Annotated in this window: 2 protein-coding genes and 1 pseudogene; all 3 read left to right on the top strand. The window is 75.3% G+C overall.

The genetic code is table 11. The annotated features are described in order from the left end of the window. Positions 1-30: 30 nt before the first annotated feature. The 3 genes and pseudogenes from ACZ518_RS33220 (at position 31) to ACZ518_RS33210 (ending at position 24,954) form a co-directional block, all read left to right on the top strand. On the top strand, positions 31-11,832 hold the full coding sequence (locus ACZ518_RS33220; RefSeq protein ID WP_469116775.1) for an SDR family NAD(P)-dependent oxidoreductase: 11,802 nt from the start codon (positions 31-33) through the stop codon (positions 11,830-11,832). 93 nt (positions 11,833-11,925) lie between these two features. Continuing rightward, positions 11,926-19,959 (top strand): annotated as a pseudogene (locus ACZ518_RS33215) (type I polyketide synthase); the annotation flags it as partial. A 3-nt stretch (positions 19,960-19,962) separates the two neighbouring features. Continuing rightward, positions 19,963-24,954, top strand: a complete 4,992-nt coding sequence (locus ACZ518_RS33210; protein WP_469116746.1) for a type I polyketide synthase — start codon at positions 19,963-19,965, stop codon at positions 24,952-24,954. The last annotated feature ends 2 nt before the right edge of the window (positions 24,955-24,956 follow it).

The following is a 24,956-nucleotide window of genomic DNA, read 5'->3' as shown; positions in this document are numbered from 1 at the left end:
GAGGACAAGCTGGTCGAGTCCCTCAAGCGAGTGGCCGCCGAGCTCCACGAGACCCGGCAGCGGCTCAGTGAGGCCGAGAGCCGGGGCAGCGAGCCCATCGCCCTGGTGGGCATGGCCTGCCGCTACCCGGGCGGGGTCCGCTCCCCCGAGGACCTGTGGCGGCTGGTCGCGGAGGGACGCGACGCGATATCCGGGTTCCCGGCCGACCGCGGCTGGGACCTGGACACCCTCTACCACCCGGACCCCGACCACCCCGGGACCACGTACACCCGCTCCGGCGGCTTCCTGCACGACGCGCCGGAGTTCGACCCCGGCCTGTTCGGCATCTCCCCGCGCGAGGCACTGGCCATGGACCCGCAGCAGCGGGTCCTGCTGGAGACCTCCTGGGAGGCGCTGGAACGGGCCGGGCTCGACCCCGGCACCCTCAAGGGCACCCAGACCGGGGTGTACGTGGGCGCGGCGACGCCCGCCTACATCGTCGGAGGACACAACACCCAGGGCGGCGCCGAGGGCTACTCCCTCACCGGCACCTCCGGCAGCGTCGTCTCCGGACGCCTCGCCTACCACTACGGCTTCGAGGGCCCGGCCGTCACCGTCGACACCGCCTGCTCCTCCTCACTGGTCGCCCTGCACCTCGCCGCCCAGGCGCTCCGCAACGGCGAGTGCTCGATGGCGCTCGCCGGCGGCGTGAGCGTCATGTCCGTCCCCGGCCTGTTCGTCGAGTTCAGCCGCCAGCGCGGCCTGTCCGAGGACGGCCGCTGCAAGGCCTTCGCCGCCGCAGCCGACGGCACCGGCTGGGGCGAGGGCGTCGGCGTGATCGTCCTCGAACGGCTCTCCGACGCCCGCCGCAACGGCCACCGCGTCCTCGCCGTCGTCCGGGGCTCCGCCACCAACCAGGACGGCGCCAGCAACGGCCTCGCCGCCCCCAACGGCCCCTCCCAGCAGCGCGTCATCCGCCAGGCCCTGGCCAACGCCCGGCTGCGCGGGCGGGACGTCGACGTCGTCGAGGCGCACGGCACCGGCACCACCCTCGGCGACCCGATCGAGGCCCAGGCCGTCATCGCCACCTACGGCCAGGACCGGCCGCAGGACGCCCCGCTGTGGCTGGGCTCGCTGAAGACCAACATCGGACACACCGCGGCCGCCGCCGGTATCGCCGGAGTCATCAAGATGACGATGGCGATCCGCAACGGCGTCCTCCCCAAGACCCTCCACGTCGACGAGCCCACCCCGCACGTCGACTGGTCGGCCGGCGCCGTCGAGCTCCTCACCGACGCCCGGGAATGGCCCGACCACGAACGCCCCCGCCGTGCCGCCGTCTCGGCGTTCGGCATCAGCGGCACCAACGCCCACCTCATCCTGGAGCAGGCCGCACCCGCCGAGGAGCCCGCCCCCGCCCCGGCCGCCGGCCCCGCCCCCTTCACGGCCGCGGCCCCCACGCCCTGGCCGCTCTCCGGCCACAGCGAGGCCGCCCTGCGCGGCCAGGCCGGCCGGCTGCACGCCTTCGCCGCCGGTACGGACGCCGGCACGGACGCCCCGCGCCCCGCCGACACCGCCCTCTCCCTGGCCGTCACCCGCTCCGCACTGGCCCACCGCGCGGTCGTCGTCGCCGGCCCGGACTCCGGTCCGGACTCCGGCGCCGACGACGCGGCCGGCGCGGACGCCCGGCTGGACGCGCTCGCCCGGCTCGCCGCCGGCGAGAGTGCCGCCCGGCTCGTCGAGGGCACCGCCGACATCGAGGGCAAGACCGCCTTCGTCTTCCCCGGGCAGGGCTCCCAGTGGGTGGGCATGGCCGTCGAACTGTACGGGTCCTCCCCGGCGTTCGCCGCCCGCCTCGACGAGTGCGCCGAGGCCCTCGCCCCGCACACCGACTGGTCCCTCCTCGCCGTCCTGCGCCAGGAGGACGGCGCACCCGGCTTCGACCGCGTCGACGTCGTCCAGCCCGTCCTGTGGGCCGTCATGGTCTCCCTCGCCGAGCTGTGGCGGGCGAGCGGCATCGAACCCGACGCCGTCGTCGGCCACTCCCAGGGAGAGATCGCCGCAGCCGCCGTCTCCGGCGCCCTGTCCCTCCAGGACGCCGCGAAGGTCTCCGCGCTGCGCGCCAAGGCCCTCCTCGCCCTGGCCGGCAAGGGCGGCATGATGTCCGTCGCCGACACCGCCGACGCCGTCGCGGAACGCATCCGCGCCTGGGGCGACCGGCTCGCCGTCGCCGCCGTCAACGGCCCCCGCTCCACCGTCGTCTCCGGCACCCCGCGGGCCCTCGACGAACTGCTCGCCGCATGCGAGGCCGACGGCGTCCGCGCCCGCCGCGTCAACGTCGACTACGCCTCCCACGGCCCCCAGGTCGAAGAGATCCGCGACGCCGTCATCGGCGCCCTCGCCGGCATCACCCCGCGCCGGACCCGCGTGCCGTTCCTGTCCACGGTCACCGGACGGCCCGTCGACGGCACCGAACTCGACGCCGAGTACTGGTACACCAACCTGCGCCGGACCGTGCGCTTCGAGGACGGCATCCGCGCCCTCCTCGAACGCGGCCACGGCTTCTTCATCGAGGCCAGCGCCCACCCGGTGCTCACCGTCGGCGTCCAGGAGACCATCGACGCCGCCGGCCTGCCCGCCGTCGCCCTCGGCTCCCTGCGCCGCGACGAAGGCGGCCCGCAGCGCTTCCTCACCTCCCTCGCCGAGGCCTGGACCCGGGGCGCCTCCCCCGACTGGCCCGCCGTGCTCGCCGGACACGCCCCCCGTACGGTCGACCTGCCCACGTACGCCTTCCAGCGCCGCCGGTACTGGGCCGAGGCGGCGGCCGGCGGCGCCGACGTGTCCGCCGCCGGACTGGCCGACGCCGGACACCCGCTGCTGGGCGCGTCCGTACGCTCCGCCGACGGCGACCGGTTCCTGCTGACCGGCCGGATCTCCCTGCACAGCCACCCCTGGCTCGCCGACCACGCCGTCGGTGACACCGTCCTCCTGCCGGGCACCGCATTCGTGGAACTCGCCGTCCGCGCCGGCGACGAGGCGGGCTGCGGACAGCTGCGCGAGCTCACCCTGGAGACCCCGCTGCCGCTGCCCGCGACCGGCACCGTCCAGCTGCAGCTCGTGGTCGGAGAACCCGCCGCCGACGGCAGCCGCCCGGTCGCCGTCCACGCCCGGCCCGACGACTCGGGCGCGGACACCGCCTGGACCCGCCACGCCACCGGCGTCGTCGCCCCCGCCCCCGCTGCCGCCCCGGTCCCGGCCGTGGACCTGGCGGTCTGGCCGCCGGCGGGTGCGCGGCCGGTGGACGTCGAGGGGTTCTACGAGCGGGCGGCCGGGGCCGGTTACGGCTACGGGCCCGCTTTCCAGGGCCTCAAGGCCGCCTGGGCCGAGGGCGGGACGGTGTACGCGGAGGTCGCGCTGGATTCCGCGCAGCGCGAGGAGGCGGCCGCCTTCGGCCTGCACCCCGCCCTCCTCGACGCCGCCCTGCACGCCACCCTCCTCGGGACCGGCACCGCCTTCGACGGGGTCCGGCTGCCCTTCGCGTGGAGCGGCGTGTCCCTGCACGCCACCGGAGCGCCCGCCCTGCGGGTCCGTATCACCCCGGCCGGCACCGGCGAACTCGCCGTGGACCTCGCCGACCCCGAGGGCCGGCCCGTCGCCACCGTGGACTCCCTCAGCCTGCTGCCCGTCACCCCCGACCGCCTCCAGGGCACCCGCGCGGACACCCTGCACCGGGTCACCTGGCACGACGTCCCGCTGCCCGCCGACGCGCCCGCAGACGGCTGGGCCGAGCTCGGCGGCGCCGGCTTCCCCGACCTGGGCGCGCTCACCGCCGCCCTCGACGCCGGAACCGCCGCTCCCACCCACGTCCTCCTCACCCACCCGGGCGCCGCCGCCGGCTCCGGTGACGACCCGGCCCGCGCCGCCCGCGCCGCGACGGCCGCGCTCCTGGCCACCCTCCGCGACTGGCTGGCCGACGAACGCCTCGCCGCCCCGCGCCTGGTCGTCACCACCACCGGCGCGGTCCGCACCGGGCCCGGCGACCCCGCGCCCGACCTGACCCTCGCCCCGCTGTGGGGCCTGGTCCGCTCGGCGCAGTCCGAACACCCCGACCGCATCCAGCTCGTCGACCTCGACGGCACCGACGCCTCCCGCGCCGCCCTGGAACGGGCCGTCGCCACCGGCGAACCCCAGCTCGCCCTGCGTACGGGCACCGCCCTCTCCCCGCGCCTGGTCCGGGCGGGCGCCGTGTCCGGCGGGGGTGTGGTGTGGGATCCGGAGGGGACGGTGCTGGTCACCGGTGGTACGGGTGCGCTGGGTGCGTTGGTGGCCCGGCATCTGGTGTCGGAGCACGGGGTGCGTTCGCTGGTGTTGGCGGGCCGTCGTGGTGCGGATGCGCCGGGTGCGGTGGAGCTGGCTGATGCGCTGCGGGCTTCGGGTGCGGTGGTGGAGGTCGTGGCGTGTGACGCGGCGGACCGGGAGGCGCTGGCTTCGGTGCTGGCGGGGATCCCGGCGGACCGTCCCCTGAGGGGCGTGGTCCACGCGGCGGGTGTGCTGGACGACGGGCTGGTCGCCTCGCTGACCGAGGAGCGGCTGGACGCGGTGATGCGTCCGAAGGTGGATGCGGCGTGGAACCTCCACGAGCTGACCCGCGACCTCGACCTCACCGCCCTCGTGTTCTTCTCCTCCGCCGCGGGTGTGTTCGGCAATCCCGGCCAGGCCAACTACGCGGCCGCCAACGCCTTCATGGACGCCCTCGCCGCCCACCGCCGGCACCAGGGCCTGCCCGCCCGCTCCCTGGCCTGGGGCCTGTGGGAGACCAGCGGCCTCACCGGCCACCTCACCGACGGCGACCTCGGCTGGGCCGCCCGCGCCGGCATCCTCCCGCTCACCGCGGCCCAGGGCCTCGCCGCCCTCGACGCGGCCGCGGCCGACACCGACGCCGACACCGAACCCGTCCTGGTCCCCGTACGCCTGGACGCGGCGACCCTGCGCACCCGCGCCGCCGCCGGGCTGCTGCCCGCACTGCTGCGCTCCCTAGTCCGCACCCCCGCCCGGCGCGCCGTCGAGACCGGCTCCGACGCCGAGGCCTCCTCCCTCGCCCGGCGGCTCGCCCCGCTCGGCGAGAGCGAACGCGAACGCGAACTCCTCGGCCTCGTCAGCGGCCAGGTCGCCGCCGTGCTCGGCCACGCCGATCCCTCCGCGATCCGCCCCGACGCGGCGTTCAAGGAACTCGGCTTCGACTCCCTCACCGCCGTCGAACTGCGCAACCGGCTCAACGCCGCCACCGGCCTGAAACTGGCCGCCACGCTCATCTTCGACCACCCCACCCCGGCCGCCCTGGCCCGCCACCTCCTCTCCGGGATCCTCACCCCCGCCACCACCAGCCCCGCCCCGGCCGCCCCGGCGCCCGCGCACGCCCCCGACGAGCCGATCGCGATCGTCGGGATGGCCTGCCGCTACCCCGGCGGGGTCCGCTCACCCGAGGACCTGTGGCGGCTCGTCACCGAAGGCCGCGACGCCGTCGCCGGCTTCCCCACCGACCGCGGCTGGGACCTCGACGCCCTCTACGACCCCGAGGGGAGCCGCCCCGGCACCTCGTACACCCGCAACGGCGGGTTCCTCTACGACGCCGCCGACTTCGACCCCGAACTCTTCGGGATCTCGCCGCGCGAGGCCGTCACCATGGACCCGCAGCAGCGGCTCCTCCTCGAAGCCTCCTGGGAGGCCTTCGAGCGCGCCGGACTCGACCCGGCGGAACGCAAGGGCACGCGTACCGGCGTCTTCGCCGGCGTCATGTACCACGACTACGCCAGCCACGTGGAGCGCGCCGCCGACAGCGCCGAGGGCTACCTGCTCACCGGCACCTCCGGCAGCGTTGTCTCCGGCCGCCTCTCGTACGCCTTCGGGCTGGAGGGCCCGGCCGTCACCGTCGACACCGCCTGCTCCTCCTCGCTGGTCGCCCTGCACCTGGCCGCCCAGGCCCTGCGGGCCGGCGAGTGCACCATGGCGCTGGCCGGCGGCGTCACCGTCATGGCCACCCCCAGCGTGTTCGTCGAGTTCAGCAAGCAGCGCGGACTGTCCGCCGACGGCCGCTGCAAGTCCTTCTCCGCCGCCGCCGACGGCGCCGGCTGGTCCGAAGGAGCCGGCGTGCTGCTCCTGGAGAAGCTCTCCGACGCCCAGGCCAACGGCCACCGGGTCCTCGCCGTACTCCGCGGCTCGGCCGTCAACCAGGACGGCGCCAGCAACGGACTCACCGCCCCCAACGGCCCCTCCCAGCAGCGGGTCATCGAACAGGCCCTCGCCAACGCCCGGCTGACCACGCACGACGTCGACGCGGTCGAGGCCCACGGCACCGGCACCACCCTCGGTGACCCCATCGAGGCCCAGGCACTCCTCGCCACCTACGGCCAGGACCGCCCCGAGGACCGGCCGCTGTGGCTCGGCTCCGTCAAGTCCAACATCGGACACGCCCAGGCCGCCGCCGGCGTCGCCGGCGTCATCAAGATGGTCATGGCCCTGCGCGAAGGGATCCTGCCCAAGACCCTGCACGTCGACGAGCCGTCGGCACACGTGGACTGGTCGGCGGGCGCCGTGGAACTCCTGACGGAGGCCGTGGACTGGCCCGAGACCGACCGTCCGCGCCGCGCGGGCGTCTCCTCCTTCGGAGCCAGCGGCACCAACGCCCACGTAGTCCTGGAACAGGCACCCGCGACGGCGCCCGCCCCCGCCGCCCCCGACACGGACGGCGGCCCGGTCACGTGGACCGTCTCCGGCCGCGGCGCCGAGGCCCTGCGCGCCCAGGCGGCACGGCTCGCCGCGTACGCCCGTACGCACACCGGCCTGGACCCGCGCGCCGTCGCGCACTCCCTGGCCACCACCCGCTCCGCGCTCGAACACCGGGGAGCGGTGACCGCCACGGGCCTGGACGGCCTGCTGGCCGGACTCGATGCCCTGACCGAGGCCACCAAGGCCCCGGTCCAGCCCGGGAAGCTGGCCTTCCTGTTCTCGGGTCAGGGTGCGCAGCGTGCGGGCATGGGCCGTGAGCTGTACTCGGCTCAGCCGGTGTTCGCGGCGGCCTTCGACGAGGTGTGCGCCCACTTCGACCTGCCGTTGAAGGAGATCGTCTTCGGGGGCGGGGACGAGGTCCACCGCACCGAGTACACCCAGCCGGCGCTGTTCGCGGTCGAGGTGGCCCTGTACCGGCTGCTGGAGTCCTACGGCGTCCGCCCGGACTTCGTGGCGGGTCATTCGATCGGTGAGATCGCGGCCGCGCATGTGGCCGGTGTGCTCTCGCTGGCGGACGCGGCGCGTCTGGTGGCGGCGCGTGGTGCGCTGATGGGTGCGCTGCCGGAGGGCGGTGCGATGGTCTCGATCCGTGCCACTGAGGAGGAGATACGCCCGCTGCTGTCGGCGGATGTCGACATCGCGGCGGTCAACGGGCCTTCCTCGCTGGTGATCTCGGGTGACGAACAGGCCGTCCTGGCCGTGGCCGCGCAGCTGGCGGAACAGGGTCGCAAGACCAAGCGGCTGACCGTCTCGCACGCTTTCCACTCGCCCCTCATGGAGCCGATGCTGGAGGCGTTCCGCGAGGTCGCAGAATCCCTCACCTACGCGGCCCCCGCCATCCCGGTCGTCTCCAACGTCACCGGCGGGCAGATCACCGAGTTCACCGCCGACTACTGGGTCGAGCACGTCCGGGGTGCGGTCCGCTTCGCCGACGGGGTCCAGTACCTCGCCGGACAGGGCGTCGCCCACTTCCTGGAGCTGGGCCCGCAGGGTGTCCTGGCCGCCATGGCGGGGGAGTCCCTCCCCGACACCTTCTCGGGACTGCTGACCCCCGTCCTGCGCAAGGACCGCCCCGAGCCGGAGGCCTTCCTCGGGGCCCTCGCCGAGGCCTGGACCCGCGGCCTGCCCGTCGACCGGGCGGCCCTGGCCGGCGGTACTGCGGCGGCCCCGGCCACCGTGGACCTTCCCACGTACGCCTTCCAGCGCAGCCGCTACTGGCCGCGCCCCGCCGCCTCCGCCTCCGCGGACGTGCTCGCGGCCGGACTCAGTGCTGCCGGACACCCGCTGCTCGGCGCCACCGTGGCGCCCGCCGACGGAGGGCAGCTGCTGCTCACCGGACGGCTCTCCCTGCACAGCCACCCCTGGCTCGCCGACCACGCGGTGGCCGGGACGGTCCTGCTGCCCGGCACCGCCTTCGTGGAACTCGCGCTCCGCGCGGGCGACGAAGCGGGCTGCGGCGAGCTGGAGGAGCTCACCATCGAGACGCCCCTGGTCGTTCCCGACCGGGGCGGCGTCCTGCTCCAGGTGCTCGTGGGTGCCGTCGACGAGGACGGCACCCGGCCGGTGAGCGTCCACTCGCGTCCCGAGGACGCCGACGCGGTCTGGACCCGGCACGCCGCCGGACGGCTCGCCCCTGCCCCCGAAACGGCCCCCGAACCCCTGTCCGACCTGGCCGTATGGCCTCCGGCGGACGCCGAGCCGGTCGACCTCGACGGGTTCTATGAGGGGCTCGCCGCGGCCGGTTACGGGTACGGGCAGGCCTTCCAGGGGTTGGCCCGGGCCTGGCGTCGGAGCGACGGTGACGTGGTGTTCGCCGAGGTGGGGCTGCCCGATGCGCAGCAGGATGAGGCGGGCTGGTTTGCACTGCATCCGGCCCTGCTCGACGCTGCGCTGCACGGGCTCGCTGTCGCCGGGCCGGCCACGGACGCGGGGCAGGTCCGCCTGCCCTTCGCCTGGAGCGGTGTGCGTCTGCACGCCGTGGGCGCGTCCAGGCTGAGGGTGCGGCTGACGCCGGCCGGCCCGGATTCCCTCTCGCTCGACATCGCGGACCCGGCCGGAAACCCGGTCGTCTCCGTGGCCTCGCTGGCGACCCGTACGGTCGCCGCCGAGCAGCTGACCGCCGCCGTGGCGGGTGCCGGCCACTCCGACGCCCTGTACCGGCTCGACTGGACCGCCGCTCCGCCGGCCGCCGGAACCGCCGGTGGGCCGCGGGTGGCGATCGGCGGTGCGGGCGCGGACCACGCGGACCTCGCTTCCCTGCGGGCCGCCCTCGACGAGGGTGCGCCGGTCCCCGCCGCGGTCCTCCTGCACACCGGCTCCCCGGCCGTCGCCCCGGCCGAAGGACTGGCCGGAGCCGTGCACGGGACCACCGCCGCGCTGCTCGACACCCTCCAGACCTGGCTGGCCGACGAGCGGCTCGGGGCCACCCGGCTGGTCGTCGTCACGCGCGGTGCGGTGGCCGTACTGCCGGGAGAGGACGTCACGGACCTGGCGCAGGCGCCCCTGTGGGGTCTGGTGCGGGCCGCGCAGGCCGAGAACCCCGGCCGCTTCGTCCTCCTCGACACCGACGCCGACACCGACGCCGGCAGTGACGCCGGCGCCGGCACCGGACACCCCTTCCCCGACGCGGTGTTCACCGGGAACGAGCCGCAGGCCGCGCTCCGCGACGGTGCGCTGCTCGTACCGCGCCTGGTCCCGTCCGCCGGAACGTCGGCCGCGGGCGGCGCCCTGGCCCTGCCCGCCGGTTCCTCCTGGATCCTCAACAGCACCCAGGCCGGGACGTTCGACAGCCTGGACTTCGTTCCGGCCCCGGCCGCCGGGATGGAGCTCGCCGAGGGCGAGATCCGGGTAGCGGTCCGCGCCGCCGGCCTGAACTTCCGCGACGTGATGATCGCGCTCGGCATGTACCCGGGTCTGGCCCGCATGGGCAACGAGGGAGCCGGCGTCGTCACCGAGGTGGGCCCGGGGGTCACCGGCATCGAGGTCGGGGACAAGGTCACCGGTCTCATCCGGGGCGCGTTCGGCCCCGTCGCGGTCGTCGACCACCGCCTCGTGGTCCGCATCCCCGACGGCTGGACCTTCGAGCAGGCCGCCGCGATCCCGACCGTGTTCCTCACCGCCTACTACGGGCTCGTCGACCTGGCGGGCCTGAAGGCCGGCGAGCGGGTCCTCGTCCACGCCACCGCCGGAGGCGTCGGCATGGCCGCCGTGCAGCTCATCCGCCACCTGGGTGCCGAGGTGTTCGGCACGGCCAGCGAGGGCAAGTGGGACGTGCTGCGCGAACTCGGGCTGGACGAGGCGCACATCGCCTCCTCCCGCGACGCCTCCTTCGAGGAGCGCTTCTCCGCCGCCACCGGCGGCGAGGGCGTCGACGTGGTCCTCGACTGCCTGGCCGGGGAGCTGGTGGACGCCTCGCTGCGGCTGCTGCCGCGCGGCGGCCGCTTCCTGGAGATGGGCAAGACGGACGTACGCGACCCCGAAGAGGTCGCCCGGCTCCACCCCGGAGTGACGTACCAGGCCTTCGACATGGTCGAGGGCGCCGGTCCGGAGCGGATCGGGGAGATGCTCGCGGAGCTGGGCCGGCTGTTCGAGGCGGGCGTGCTCCAGCCGCTGCCGGTCCGGGCGTGGGACATCCGGCGTGCACCGGAGGCCTTCCGCTTCATGAGCCAGGCCAAGCACGTGGGCAAGATCGTGCTGACGGTCCCGCAGGGCTGGGACCCGGCCGGCACCGTCCTGATCACCGGCGGTACCGGCACCCTGGGCGCGCTCGTCGCCAAGCACCTGGTCACCACGCACGGCGTACGGCACCTGCTGCTGGCGGGCCGGCGCGGCCCGGACGCCCCCGGCGCGGCCGAACTGGTGGCGGAGATAGCCGAGTTGGGCGGCACGGCCGAGGTCGTGGCCTGCGACGCCGCCGACCGCGACGCGCTCACGGCACTCCTCGCCGCGATCCCGGCCGACCGGCCGCTGCGCGGGGTCGTCCATACTGCCGGGGTCGTGGACGACGGAGTCCTCGGCTCGCTCGACGCCGAACGGCTGGACCGCGTCCTGCGGCCCAAGGTCGACGCCGCCGTCAACCTGCACGAACTCACCCGCGACCTGGACCTGACCGCCTTCGTCCTCTACTCCTCCGTGGCCGGCGTCATGGGCGGCCCCGGCCAGGGCAACTACGCCGCCGCCAACTCCTTCCTGGACGCCCTCGCCCAGCACCGGCGCGCCCACGGACGGCCGGGCGTCTCCCTCGCCTGGGGCCAGTGGGCCGAGTCCAGCGGCATGACCGCCGGACTCGACACCACCGACCTCGCGCGGATGAGCCGCAGCGGCGTCCTGCCGCTCGCCACCGAACAGGGCCTGGCCCTGTTCGACGAAGCGGCACGCCACGACGAGGCCCTGCTGGCCGCCGTACGCCTGGACACCACGGCGCTGCGCGGCCAGGCCGACGCGGGCCGGCTGCCCGGTGTGCTCAGGGGGCTCGTGCGGGCCTCCGTACGCCGGGCCGCGGGCGAGGCGGCCGCCGCCTCGGGGGCCTCGGCCCTGGCCGAGCGGCTGTCCCGGCTCACCGGCGCCGAACGCGCCGAAGCCCTCCTCGACCTGGTCCGCACCCAGGTCGCCCACGTCCTCGCCCACCCCAACCCGGCGGCCATCGACACCGAACGCGGGTTCCTCGACCTCGGGTTCGACTCGCTGACGGCCGTGGAACTGCGCAACGGACTCGGCGCGGCCACCGGTCTCCGGCTCCCGACCACGCTGATCTTCGACTATCCGTCGCCCGCCGCCCTCGCCGGTTTCCTGCACACGGAACTGGACCCGGGCGAGGGCACCCGGGAGGCCGCGGTGCTCGACGCCATGGCCGGCTGGGAGGCGGCCGTGGCCGCGCTGCCGGAGGGCAGCGACGGCAGGGAACGGGCCGTGAACCGGCTGCGCTCGATCCTGTGGAAGCTCGAGCAGGCCGGCACCGAGAACGACATTGACGAGGAAGCACAGACCTCCGACGGGACCGCGGAGATCACCTCGGCGAGCGACGACGAGATGTTCGCCCTCATCGAGAAGGAACTCGGTCTCAGCTGATCCCCGACCCGTCGTCCTGACCGTCCCACCGGAGGCACTGCCACGATGGCCAGCAGTAACGAAGACAAGCTCCGCGACTACCTGAAACTCGTCACCGCCGACCTCCAGCAGACCCGCAAGCGTCTGCAGGCCGCGGAGGCGAAGGAGCAGGAGCCGATCGCCATCGTCGCCATGGCCTGCCGCTACCCAGGGGACGTCGGTTCACCGGAGGACCTGTGGCGGCTGGTGGCGGAAGGCGGCGACGGCATCGTCGCCTTCCCCACCGACCGCGGCTGGGACCTCGACGGACTCTACGACCCGGACCCGGACGCCCACGGCAGCAGCTACGTCCGGGAGGGCGGGTTCGTCCCCGACGCGGCCGGGTTCGACGCGGGCTTCTTCGGGATCCCGCCGCGCGAGGCCCTCGCCATGGACCCCCAGCAGCGGCTCTTCCTGGAGTCCTCCTGGGAGGTCTTCGAACGCGCCGGGATCGATCCCGCCACCCTCAAGGGCAGCCGTACCGGGGTCTTCGTCGGCGCCGGAAACCCCGGCTACCTGGGCGGGGGCACGGGAACCCCGCACCGCGAGGTCGAGGGCTACACCCTCACCGGAAACGTCAACAGCGTCATCTCCGGCCGCGTCGCCTACACCTTCGGGCTGGAAGGCCCGGCCATCACCGTCGACACGGCCTGCTCCTCCTCCCTCGTCGCCGTCCACCAGGCCACCCAGGCCCTGCGCGCCGACGAGTGCTCCATGGCGATCGCCGGCGGCGTCACCGTCATGCCCAACCCGTGGCTGTTCCAGGAGTTCAGCCGCCAGCGCGGCCTGGCCGCCGACGGCCGCTGCAAGGCGTTCTCCTCCACCGCCGACGGCACCATCTGGGGCGAGGGCGTGGGCGTCCTCCTCCTGGAGAAGCTCTCCGACGCCCGCCGCAACGGCCACCGCGTCCTCGCCGTGGTCCGCGGCTCCGCCGTCAACCAGGACGGCGCGAGCAGCGGCCTGACCGCCCCCAACGGGCCCTCCCAGCAGCGGGTGATCCGCCAGGCGTTGGCCAATGCCCGGCTGACGGCGCAGGACGTGGACGCGGTCGAGGCGCACGGTACGGGCACCGCCCTGGGCGACCCGATCGAGGCGCAGGCGCTGCTCGCCACGTACGGCCAGGACCGGCCGGAGGACCGGCCGCTGCTGCTCGGCTCGGTCAAGTCGAACATCGGCCACACGGCCGCCGCGGCGGGCGTCGCCGGCATCATCAAGATGGTCATGGCGATGCGGGAGGGCGTGCTGCCGCGCACCCTCCACGTGGACGAGCCCACCCCCCAGGTCGACTGGTCGGCGGGCGCCGTGGAACTCCTGACGGAGGCCGTGGACTGGCCCGAGGCCGACCGTCCGCGCCGGGCCGGCGTCTCCTCGTTCGGCATCAGCGGCACCAACGCCCACGTGATCATCGAGCAGGCGCCCGCCGGCGCACCGGAGGAACAGCGGCCCGCCCCGGCCACCGCCGGGCCGCTGCCGTGGGTGGTCTCGGCGCACAGCGCGCAGGCGCTGCGCGGCCAGGCCGAGCGCCTCCTCGGCCTCGACACCTCCCTCCCGGCGGCGGACGTCGCGGCAGCACTCGTGACGACCCGCTCCGCGCTGGACCACCGCGCGGTGGTCCTGGCCGAGGACACCGACGGCCTCCGCTCCGGCCTGCGCGCCCTCGCGGACGGCACCCCGGACGGGTCCCTGTCCGAGGGCACGGCACGCCCGGGGAAGCTGGCCTTCCTGTTCTCGGGCCAGGGTGCGCAGCGTGCGGGCATGGGCCGTGAGCTGTACTCGGCTCAGCCGGTGTTCGCGGCGGCCTTCGACGAGGTGTGCGCCCACTTCGACCTGCCGTTGAAGGACCTGGTCTTCGGGGGCGGGGACGAGGTCCACCGCACCGAGTACACCCAGCCGGCCCTCTTCGCGGTCGAGGTGGCCCTGTACCGGCTGCTGGAGTCCTACGGCGTCCGCCCGGACTTCGTGGCGGGGCATTCGATCGGTGAGATCGCGGCCGCGCACGTGGCCGGTGTCTTCTCGCTGGCGGACGCGGCGCGTCTGGTGGCGGCCCGTGGTGCGCTGATGGGTGCGCTGCCCGAGGGCGGGGCGATGGTCTCCGTACGGGCCGGCGAGGACGAGGTCCGCGCACTGCTGACGGCCGGTGTCGACATCGCGGCGGTCAACGGGCCGGAGTCCGTGGTGGTTTCGGGCGCCGAGGACGCCGTCCTGGCGGTGGCCGCCACGCTCGCGGAGCGGGGCCGCAAGACCAAGCGGCTGACCGTCTCGCACGCCTTCCACTCCCCCCTCATGGAGCCGATGCTGGAGGCCTTCCGCGAGGTTGCGGAATCCCTCACCCACACCGCGCCCGCCATCCCGGTCGTCTCCAACGTCACCGGCGGGCAGATCACCGAGTTCACCGCCGACTACTGGGTCGAACACGTCCGCGCCGCCGTCCGCTTCGGCGACGGCGTCGCCCACCTCGCCGGACGCGGCGTCGGACACTTCCTGGAGCTCGGCCCCGCCGGGGTGCTCACCGCGATGGCCCGGGAGAACCTCCCCGAGGACTTCGACGGCCTGGTCGCCACCGCCCTCGACAGGCACCGCCCCGAGCCGGAAGGGTTCCTCGGCGCGCTCGCCGCGGCCTGGACGCGTGGCCTCCCCGTCGACTGGACGCCCCTCCTCGCCCCCGGCACCCCGGCGAACTCCGTCGAGCTGCCCACGTACGCCTTCCAGCACCGCCACTACTGGCTGACCCCCGGCACCGGCACCCCCCGCGACGCGGCCGAGGAGCGGTTCTGGCAGGCCGTCGACGAGGAGGACGTCGACACCCTCATCGCCACCCTGGACATCGACGGCGACAAGCCGCTGCGCGAAGCCCTCCCCGACATGGCCTCCTGGCTGCGCCGCCGCCGGGCCCCCGAGACCCGTACCGCCCTCGCGGCCCTGCACTCGGCACCCGACGCGGAGGCCGACGAGGCCGCCGGGTCGGCGCTGCGCGAGCAGCTCCGCGGCCTCCCCGAGGCCGAGCAGCTCCGCATCGTCCTGGACCTCGTACGCGCCCACGCCGCCGCCGTGCTCGGCCACGACGGGCCGGCCGCCATCGACCCGCAGCGGGCCTTCAAGGAGCTGGGCTTCGACTCGCTGGCAGCCGTCAACCTGCGCAACCGGCTGAACAACGCCACCGGGCTGCGGCTGCCCACCGCCTTCGCCTACGACCACCCGACCCCCACCGCCGTCGCCGCCTACGTCCGGGCCGAAGTGCTCGGTGAGCACACCGCCGCCGTCACCGGCCACATCGCGGGCGCGGCGGCGCACGACGAGCCCGTGGCGATCGTCGCCATGGCCTGCCGCTACCCCGGCGGGGTCCGCTCGCCCGAGGACCTGTGGCAGCTCGTCGACACCGGCGCCGACGTCATCAGCCCCTTCCCCGTCGACCGCGGCTGGGACCTGGAGGCCCTCTACCACCCGGACCCCGACCACCCCGGCACCACCTACGTCCGCGAGGGCGGGTTCCTCCACGACGCCGCCGACTTCGACCCGGCCTTCTTCGGGATCTCCCCGCGCGAGGCCGTCGCCATGGACCCGCAGCAGCGGCTGCTCCTGGAGGCCTCCTGGGAGGCCTTCGAGCGGGCCGGCATCGACCCGACGAGCGTGAAGTCCGCCCCCATCGGCGTCTTCGCGGGCGCCACCCAGCCCGGCTACTTCGGCGGGCTCCAGCAGATGGGCGGCGAAGGCGTCGAGGGCTACTCCCTCACCGGCAACCTGACCAGCGTCATCTCCGGCCGCATCGCCTACACCTTCGGGCTGGAGGGGCCGGCCGTCACCGTCGACACCGCCTGCTCCTCCTCCCTCGTCGCCCTGCACCTCGCCGCCCAGGCCCTGCGGGCCGGCGAGTGCACCATGGCACTGGCCGCGGGTGTCACCGTCATGCCGACGCCCGACCTGTTCGTGGAGTTCAGCCGCCAGCGCGGGCTGGCCGCCGACGGCCGCTGCAAGGCGTTCTCCGCCGACGCCGACGGCACCGCCTGGTCCGAGGGCGCCGGGGTCCTCCTCCTGGAGAAGCTCTCCGACGCCCGCCGCAACGGACACCGCGTCCTCGCCGTGGTGCGCGGTACGGCCACCAACCAGGACGGCGCCAGCAACGGCCTCATGGCCCCCAACGGGCCCTCCCAGCAGCGCGTCATCCGCCAGGCCCTCGCCAACGCCCGGCTCGCCCCGCAGGACGTGGACGCCGTCGAGGCGCACGGCACCGGCACCGCCCTGGGCGACCCGATCGAGGCGCAGGCGCTGCTCGCCACGTACGGCCAGGACCGGCCCGAGGACCGTCCGCTGCTGCTCGGATCGATCAAGTCGAACATCGGTCACACCTCGGCCGCCGCCGGTGTCGCCGGCGTCATGAAGATGGTCATGGCCATGCGCCACGGCGTACTGCCCAGGACCCTGCACGCCGACGAGGCCACCCCGCACGTGGACTGGTCCGCGGGCGCGGTGGAGCTGCTCACCGAGGCCGTGGAGTGGCCGGAGACCGGCCGCCCGCGCCGGGCCGGCGTCTCCTCGTTCGGCGTCAGCGGCACCAACGCCCACGTGATCATCGAAGAGGGCCCGCAGGAGCAGGAGCAGGAGCCCGTGCCGGCCCCGGAGCCCGCGCCCGGGGAGCTGCTGCCCTGGCTGGTCTCCGCCCGCACCCCCGACGCCCTGACCGAACAGGCGCGCCGCCTGCGCGACCTCACCGCCGCCCGCCCCGAGCTGGACACGGCGAGCACCGCCTCCGCCCTGCTGGCCTGGCGCGCCCAGCTGGAGAGCCGCGCCGTGGTCCTCGCCGACAGCCGCGAGGGCTACCTGGAGGGCCTCGACGCCCTCGCGGCCGGAGCCTCGGCACCCGGCACCTTCCGCGGCGAGTCCGTCGCGGGCGCCCGCACCGCCTTCCTGTTCTCCGGGCAGGGCGCGCAGCGCGTGGGCATGGGCCGGGACCTGTACGACGCCCAGCCGGTGTTCGCCGACGCCTTCGACGAGGTCTGCGCCCACTTCGACCTGCCGCTGAAGGAGATCGTCTTCGGCGGCGGGGACGAGGTCCACCGCACCGAGTACACGCAGCCGGCGCTGTTCGCCGTCGAGGTCGCGCTCTTCCGCGTACTGGCGTCCTACGGCATCCGCCCGGACTTCGTCGCGGGCCACTCGATCGGCGAGATCGCCGCCGCGCACGTCGCCGGGGTGCTCTCGCTGGCGGACGCGGCCCGTCTGGTGACGGCCCGCGGCGCCCTGATGGGCGCCCTGCCGGAAGGCGGCGCGATGGTCTCCGTACGGGCTACCGAGGAGGAGATACGCCCGCTGCTGTCGGCCGACGCGGACATCGCGGCGGTCAACGGCCCCGAGTCCGTGGTGATCTCGGGTGACGAGGACGCCGTCCTGGCCGTGGCCGCGAAGCTGGCGGAGCAGGGCCGCAAGACCAAGCGGCTGACCGTCTCGCACGCCTTCCACTCGCCGCTGATGGAGCCGATGCTGGAGGCGTTCCGCGAGGTCGCCGAGACCCTTGCCTACGCGACCCCCTCTATCCCGGTCGTCTCCAACGTCAGCGGTGAGCAGATCACCGAGTTCACCGCCGCCTACTGGGTCGAGCACGTCCGCGCCGCCGTCCGCTTCGCCGACGGCGTCGCCCACCTCGCCGGACAGGGCGTCACCCACTTCCTGGAGCTGGGCCCGCAGGGTGTCCTCGCCGCCATGGCGGGGGAGTCCCTCCCCGAGGACTTTTCCGGACTCCTCACCCCCGTGCTGCGCAAGGACCGCCCCGAGCCCGAGGCCTTCCTCGGGGCCCTCGCCGAGGCCTGGACCCGCGGCCTGCCCGTCGACTGGACACCGCCGCTCGCCGACCGCCCCGCCTGCCGGGTCGACCTCCCCACGTACGCCTTCCAGCGCAGCCGCTACTGGCTCGACGCCGCCCCCGCCGGCGCCGGAACGCCCACCGCGCAGGACGAGGTCGACGCCGAGTTCTGGGCGGCCGTCGAACGCGAGGACCTCCCGGCCCTCACCGGGACCCTGCGCCTCCCCGACGAGGAGCAGCTGCGCGGCGTCCTGCCCGCCCTGTCCACGTGGCGGCGCGGCCGCCGCGAGCAGCACACCATCGACTCCTGGCGCTACCGCATCACCTGGAAGCCCGCCCCCGACCCGGCCGCCGCCGCCCGCCCGGACGGACGCTGGCTGCTCGTCGTACCGGAAGGCGCGGACCCCGCCGGGCCGCTCGCCGACCGGGCCGCCGCCGCGCTCACCGCCGCCGGAGCCACCACCACCGTCCTGCGCCTGGACGCGACCGCCGCCGACCGCACCGACTGGGCCGCCCGGCTGCGCGCCGCCGCCGGCACCGGCCCGGAGCCCGCCGGCGTGCTCTCCCTGCTCCCGCTCGACGTCCGCCCGCACACCGCCCAGCCCGGGGTCAGCGCCGCGCTCGCCGCGACCGCCGCCCTGGCACAGGCCCTCGGAGACGCCGGCTTCGGCGCCCCGCTGTGGAACGTGACCAGCGGCGCCGTCTCCACCGGACCCTCGGACCCGACGGCCGACCCCACCGGAGCCCAGGCCCAGGTGTGGGCCCTCGGCCGGGTCGCCGCCCTCGAGTACCCCGACCGCTGGGGCGGCCTCGTCGACGTGCCCCACGACCTCGACGAGCGGGCCGCCGCCCGCCTCGCCGCCGTCCTGGCCGCACCCGGCGGCGAGGACCAGCTCGCCGTCCGCGGCGCCGGCGTCCAGGTACGCCGACTGCGCCGCGCCCCCGCCCCCGCCGCCCGCCCGGCCGCCGCACCCTGGCGGCCCACCGGAACCGTCCTCGTCACCGGCGGCACCGGCGCCCTGGGCAGCCGGCTCGCCGGCTGGCTCGCCGAAGGCGGCGCCGACCACCTGCTGCTGACCAGCAGGCGCGGCGCGGACGCCCCCGGTGCCACCGAACTCGCCGCCGCCCTGCGCGCGTCGGGCACCGAGGTCACCCTCGCCGCCTGCGACGTCGCGGACCGCGACCAGCTCGCCGCCCTGCTGGCGTCCGTACCGGCCGACCGGCCGCTGACCGCCGTCGTCCACGCCGCGGGCGTCTCCGACAACGGCTTCATGGACGAGGTCACCGCCGAACACCTGGCCCACGTCCTGCGCCCCAAGGCCGTCGCCGCCGACCTGCTCGACGAACTCACCCGCGGCCTCGACCTGTCCGCGTTCGTCGTCTTCGCGTCCAGCGCCGGCATGTGGGGCAGCGGCGGCCAGGCCGCCTACGCGGCCGCCAACGCCCACCTCGACGCCCTCGCCGAACGCCGCCGCGCCCACGGCCTGCCCGCCACCGCCGTCGCCTGGGGCCCCTGGGCCGAGGCCGGCATGGCGGCCTCCGAGGACATCGACGAACACCTGCGCCGCCGCGGCGTGATCGGCATCGCGCCCGGAACCGCCATCGCCGCCCTCCAGCAGGCCCTCGACCTCGACGAGACCTGCGTCGGCGTCGCCGACGTCGACTGGGCGCTGTTCGCCCCCACCTACACGGCCATGCGCCACAGCGCGCTGATCAGCGAACTGGCCGACGTACAGGAGGCGTTGGCGGACAGCGGTCCGGACGCCGGGCAGGGGACCACCGCCTCGGCCTCCGCCCTCAGGCAGCGGCTCGCCGCCGCCGCGCCCGCCGAACAGCAGCACCTCCTCGTCGAACTGGTCCGCGGACACGCCGCCGCGGTCCTCGGCCACCGCACCGCCGACGGGGTCCAGGAGGCGCGGCCCTTCAAGGACCTGGGCTTCGACTCGCTCAGCGCCGTCGAACTGCGCAACCGCCTCGCGGGCGACACAGGCCTGAAACTGTCCGCCACCCTCCTCTTCGACCACCCCACACCCGCCGTGCTCGCCCAGCACCTGCGCGAACACCTGCAGGGCGGCGACATCGACACGGACCAGTCCGTCCTCGCCGACCTCGACCGCATCGACGCGGCCCTCACCCGGCTCACCCCGGACGACGGGGCGCGCCACCGCATCGCCGGCCGGCTCCAGGTGCTGCTCACCAAGTGGGGCGGCACGAACCCGGAGAAGGCCGAAGAAGCCGACGCCCACGACGAACTGGCGTCCGCCTCGGCCGAAGAGATCTTCGCGTTCATCCACGAAGAGCTCGGCAAGTCGTAGCCCGTGCCGGAACGTCATCCAAGGAGCTCCCGCCAGATGGACAACGAACAGAAGCTGCTCGATCACCTCAGGTGGGTGACCGCCGAGCTGAAGCAGACCCGGCAGCGGCTGCGCGAGGTCGAGGCGGACGAGCCCGAGCCCATCGCCGTCGTCGGCATGGCCTGCCGCTACCCAGGCGGCGTGCGCTCGCCCGAGGACCTGTGGCAGCTCGTCCGCGACGGCCGCGACGCCGTCTCCGGCTTCCCCGTCAACCGCGGCTGGGACCTCGACTCCCTCTACGACCCGGACCCCGACCACCTCGGCACCACGTACGTCCGCGAGGGCGGCTTCGTCCACGACGCGGGCGACTTCGACGCCGACTTCTTCGGGATCTCCCCGCGCGAGGCCCTCGCCATGGACCCCCAGCAGCGGCTGCTGCTGGAGACCGCCTGGGAGGCCTTCGAGCGGGCGTCCGTCGACCCGACGGCGGTCGCCGGCAGCCGGACCGGCGTCTACGTCGGCACCACGTACACCGGCTACGGCAGCGACCGGGAGGGGGCCGCCGAGAACGTCGAGGGCCATCTGATGACCGGCATCGCCACCGCCGTGTCCTCCGGGCGCCTGTCGTACGCCTTCGGGCTGGAGGGCCCGGCCGTCTCCGTCGACACCATGTGCTCCTCCTCCCTCGTCGCCATCCACCTGGCCGTGCAGTCCCTGCGCCAGGGCGAGTGCGCGCTCGCCCTCGCGGGCGGCGCGCAGATCATGTCGACGCCCGAGGTGTACGTCGAGTTCAGCCGCCAGCGCGGGCTCTCCCCCGACGGCCGCTGCAAGCCGTTCGCGGCCGCCGCCGACGGCACCGGCTGGTCGGAGGGCGTCGGCGTCCTGCTCCTGGAGAAGCTGTCGGACGCCCGCCGCAACGGACACCGCGTACTGGCCGTCGTCCGCGGCTCCGCCGTCAACCAGGACGGCGCCTCCAACGGCCTGACCGCCCCCAACGGCCCCTCCCAGCAGCGGGTCATCGAGGAAGCCCTCGCCAACGCCCGGCTCTCGCCCCACGAGGTCGACCTCGTCGAGGCGCACGGCACCGGCACCACCCTCGGCGACCCCATCGAGGCCCAGGCCCTCCTCGCCACCTACGGCCGCAGCCGCCCCGAGGGCCGCCCCCTGCACCTGGGCTCCATCAAGTCCAACATCGGCCACTCGGCGGCCGCGGCCGGTGTCGCGGGCGTGATCAAGGCCGTGATGTCCGTACGCGACGGGGTGCTTCCCCGCAGCCTGCACATCGACGGCCCCACGCCCGAGGTCGACTGGTCCTCCGGCGCCGTCGAGCTCCTCACCGAGGAGCGGCCCTGGCCCGCCACGGAGGGTCCCCGCACCGCCGCCGTCTCCTCCTTCGGCGCGAGCGGCACCAACGCCCACGTGATCGTGCAGGCGGCCACCGGCCAGGACACGGACGTTGACGCGGACGCCGAATCCGCCCCGCGGGCAGCCGAGCCGGCCCGGCCGGTCCTCCCCGCCGCCGCCCTGCCCTGGGTGCTCTCCGGCCGCACCGCCGAGGGCCTGCGCGGCCAGGCGGCCCGGCTGCGCGCCTTCGCCGACGAAGCCGGCACCGGGGTCTCCGAGGCGGCCATCGGCCTCGCCCTGGCCACGACCCGGGCCGGGCTGGAGCAGCGCGGCGTCGTCCCGGCGGGCTCGCGGGCCGGTCTGGAGGCGCTGGCCGCCGGGCTCCCGGCGGCGGGCGTCGTGGACGGCGCCGTGGTGACGGGCGCGGAGCGTCCGGTGTTCGTGTTCCCGGGTCAGGGTTCGCAGTGGGCGGGGATGGCGGTGGAGCTCTACGAGGCCTCCCCGGTGTTCGCGGCCCGCCTGGACGCGTGCGCCGAGGCGCTGGCCCCGCACACGGACTGGTCGCTGCTGGAGGTGCTGCGTCAGGAGGGCGGCGCGCCCGGTTTCGACCGGGTCGACGTGGTCCAGCCGGCGTTGTGGGCGGTGATGGTGTCCCTGGCCGAGCTGTGGCGTGCCGCCGGTGTCGTCCCGGCGGCGGTCGTCGGCCACTCGCAGGGCGAGATCGCGGCCGCGGCCGTCTCGGGCGCGCTGTCGCTGCAGGACGCGGCGAAGGTGTCCGCGCTGCGGGCCCGGGCCATCGTGGCCCTGGCGGGCAAGGGCGGGATGGTGTCGGTCGCGGCTGCGGCCGACGCCGTGGCGGAACGTATCTCCGCCTGGGGTGAGCGCCTGGCGCTGGCTTCGGTGAACGGTCCGCAGTCGACGGTGGTTTCGGGTGATCCGGAGGCTCTGGACGAGCTGATGGCGGCCTGCGAGGCCGACGGCGTCCGTGCCCGCCGCATCAACGTGGACTACGCCTCCCACGGCCCGCAGGTCGAGTCGATCCGCGACGAGGTCATCGGCCTCCTTGCCGGGATCGAGCCCCGCACCGCCGAGATCCCGTTCTTCTCGACGGTGACGGGGGAGTGGGCCGACGGGTCGGAGCTGGACGCCGAGTACTGGTACACCAACCTCCGCCGCACGGTCCGTTTCCAGGACGCCATCAGCGCCCTGCTGGAGCGCGGGCACGGGCTGTTCGTGGAGTCCAGCGCGCACCCGGTGCTGACGATCGGCGTGCAGGAGACCATCGAGGCCGCCGGCTCCCCGGCCGTCACGCAGGGCACCCTGCGCCGCGACGAAGGCGGAGCCCAGCGCTTCCTCGCCTCCCTCGCCGAAGCCTGGACCCACGGCGCCCCCGTCGACTGGCAGAGCGTCTGCGACACCCCCGACGCGCCCGCCGACCTCCCCACGTACGCCTTCCAGCGCCGCACCTACTGGCTCGAAGGCACCCCGGCAGCCGACCGCGCACCCGTCGTGGACGAGGCCGAAGCCGGCTTCTGGAACTCCGTGGAGAGCGCCGACGTCACCGCCCTCGCCGACACCCTCGCCCTCCAGGACACCGGGCCGCTCCAGGAACTGCTGCCCGCCCTGTCCGCCTGGCGTCGCGACCGCCGCGAGGCGAGCGCGCTCGACGCCCGCCGCTACCGCATCACCTGGAAGCACCTGCCCGACGCTGCACCGGCCCGCCTCCGCGGCGACTGGCTGCTGCTGGCCCCCGAAGGCGCCACCGCCACCGCCGCCGGGCCCTTCGAAGAACTGCTCACCGCCCACGGCGCCCGCGCCCACCTCCTCACCCTCGACCCCGCCCGGGCCGACCGCGATGCCTGGGCCGGAGCCCTGCGCACCGCGCAGGACGGCCACGAGCCGTTCACCGGAGTCCTCTCCCTGCTCTCCACCGACGAGAGCGCCGGCCTCCTCGGCACCCTCGTCGCCACCCAGGCACTCGACGACGCCGGCATCGAGGCCCCCCTGTGGGCCCTCACCCGCGGGGCCGTCGCCGCCGGCCCCGAGAACGCTCCGCGCAGCGCCGTACAGGCACAGGTCTGGGGCCTCGGCCTCGTGGCCGCACTGGAACGGCCGCGCGGCTGGGGCGGCCTCGTCGACCTCCCCGCCGACCTCGACGAGGCCGCCGCGGCACGCCTCGCCGGGGCCCTCGCGGGCCGGGACGGCGAGGACCAGATAGCGATCCGCACCGCCGGCACCTACGTACGCCGGCTCGTCCGGGCCGCCCTGCCCGACGGCGCACCCGCCCGCGACTGGCAGCCGTCCGGCACGACCCTGCTCACCGGCGCCGCGGGCCCCCTGGGAGCCGAGGCGGCCCGCCGCCTCGCCGCCGCGGGCGCCGGCCACCTCCTGCTCACCGCGGCCCCCGCGGAGTTCACCCCCGCTCTCGAAGCCCTCGCCGGCGAACTCGCCGCCGACGGCACCGAGGTGACCCTGGAGGAGTGGGACGGCGCGGACCCGGCGGCGCTCGCCGCGCTGACCGTACGCGCCGAGCAGGCGGGACGGCCGGTCCGCACCGTCGTCCACGCCGCCGCCCACGTCGAACTCACCCCCCTCTCCGCCACCACCGGCCGGCACCTGGAGGAGGCCCTCGCCGCCAAGGTCACCTCCGCCCGGGCCCTCGACGAGGTGTTCGGCGCGGACGGCCCCGCCCTGGACGCGTTCGTACTGTTCTCCTCCGTCACCTCCTACTGGGGCGGCGGCGAGCACGCCGCGTTCGCCGCGGCCAACGCCCACCTGGACGCCCTCGCCCAGCAGCGCCGCGCCCGGAACCTGCCGGCCACCGCCGTCGGCTGGGGCGTATGGGACCTGTTCGACGCCGAAGCCCACCCCGACGAGGCGCGCGAACTCCACGAGCGTTCCGCCCAGCGCGGCCTGCCGCTCCTGGACCCGGCTGCGGCCCTCCAGGCCCTGCGGCGGATCCTCGGCCACGACGAGACGGCCGTGGCCGTCGCCGACGTCGACTGGGACCGCTTCCTGCCCCTGTTCACCTCGGCCCGTACCGGACGCCTCACCGAGGACGTCCCGCAGGCCCGCCGGATCCTCGCGCAGGCCGGCCACGGCGGCGACGAGGACGCCGGGAACACGGGAGCGGCCGACGCGCTGCGCCACAAGCTCGCCGAACTGTCCGGCGAGGAACAGGACCGCGTCCTCACCGACCTGGTGTGCGGCCACGCCGCCGCCGTCCTCGGCCACGCCTCGTCCGGCGCGGTCGACGCAGCCCGTGCCTTCAAGGACCTCGGCTTCGACTCGCTGACGGCCGTCGGCCTGCGCAACGGGCTGAACGCCGCCACCGGCCTCACCCTGCCCGCCACGATGGTCTTCGACTACCCCACCCCCGGCGCGCTCGCCGGCTACCTGCGCGGCCTGCTCCTGGACGGCGGCGCCCGACGCGAAGAGGCGACCACGGACTCCGTGCACGGAGACCTCGACCGCCTCGAGTCCGACCTGCTGTCGCTGGCACCCGGCCAGGACGAGCGCAAGAACCTCACCCGCCGCCTGGAGGCACTGCTCTCCCGCTGGAAGGACGCGCAGGCCGCCGCGGACGCCGAATCCGTCAGCGGAAAGCTCGACGCCGCGTCCGACGAAGAGATATTCGCATTCATCCGCAAGGAATTCGGCCGCCCGGAGTAGGG

This window comes from Streptomyces sp. NPDC033966 (assembly GCF_055575955.1).
The sequence above is the reverse complement of the archived record's forward strand: the minus strand, read 5'-3'. Positions and strand labels throughout refer to the sequence as shown.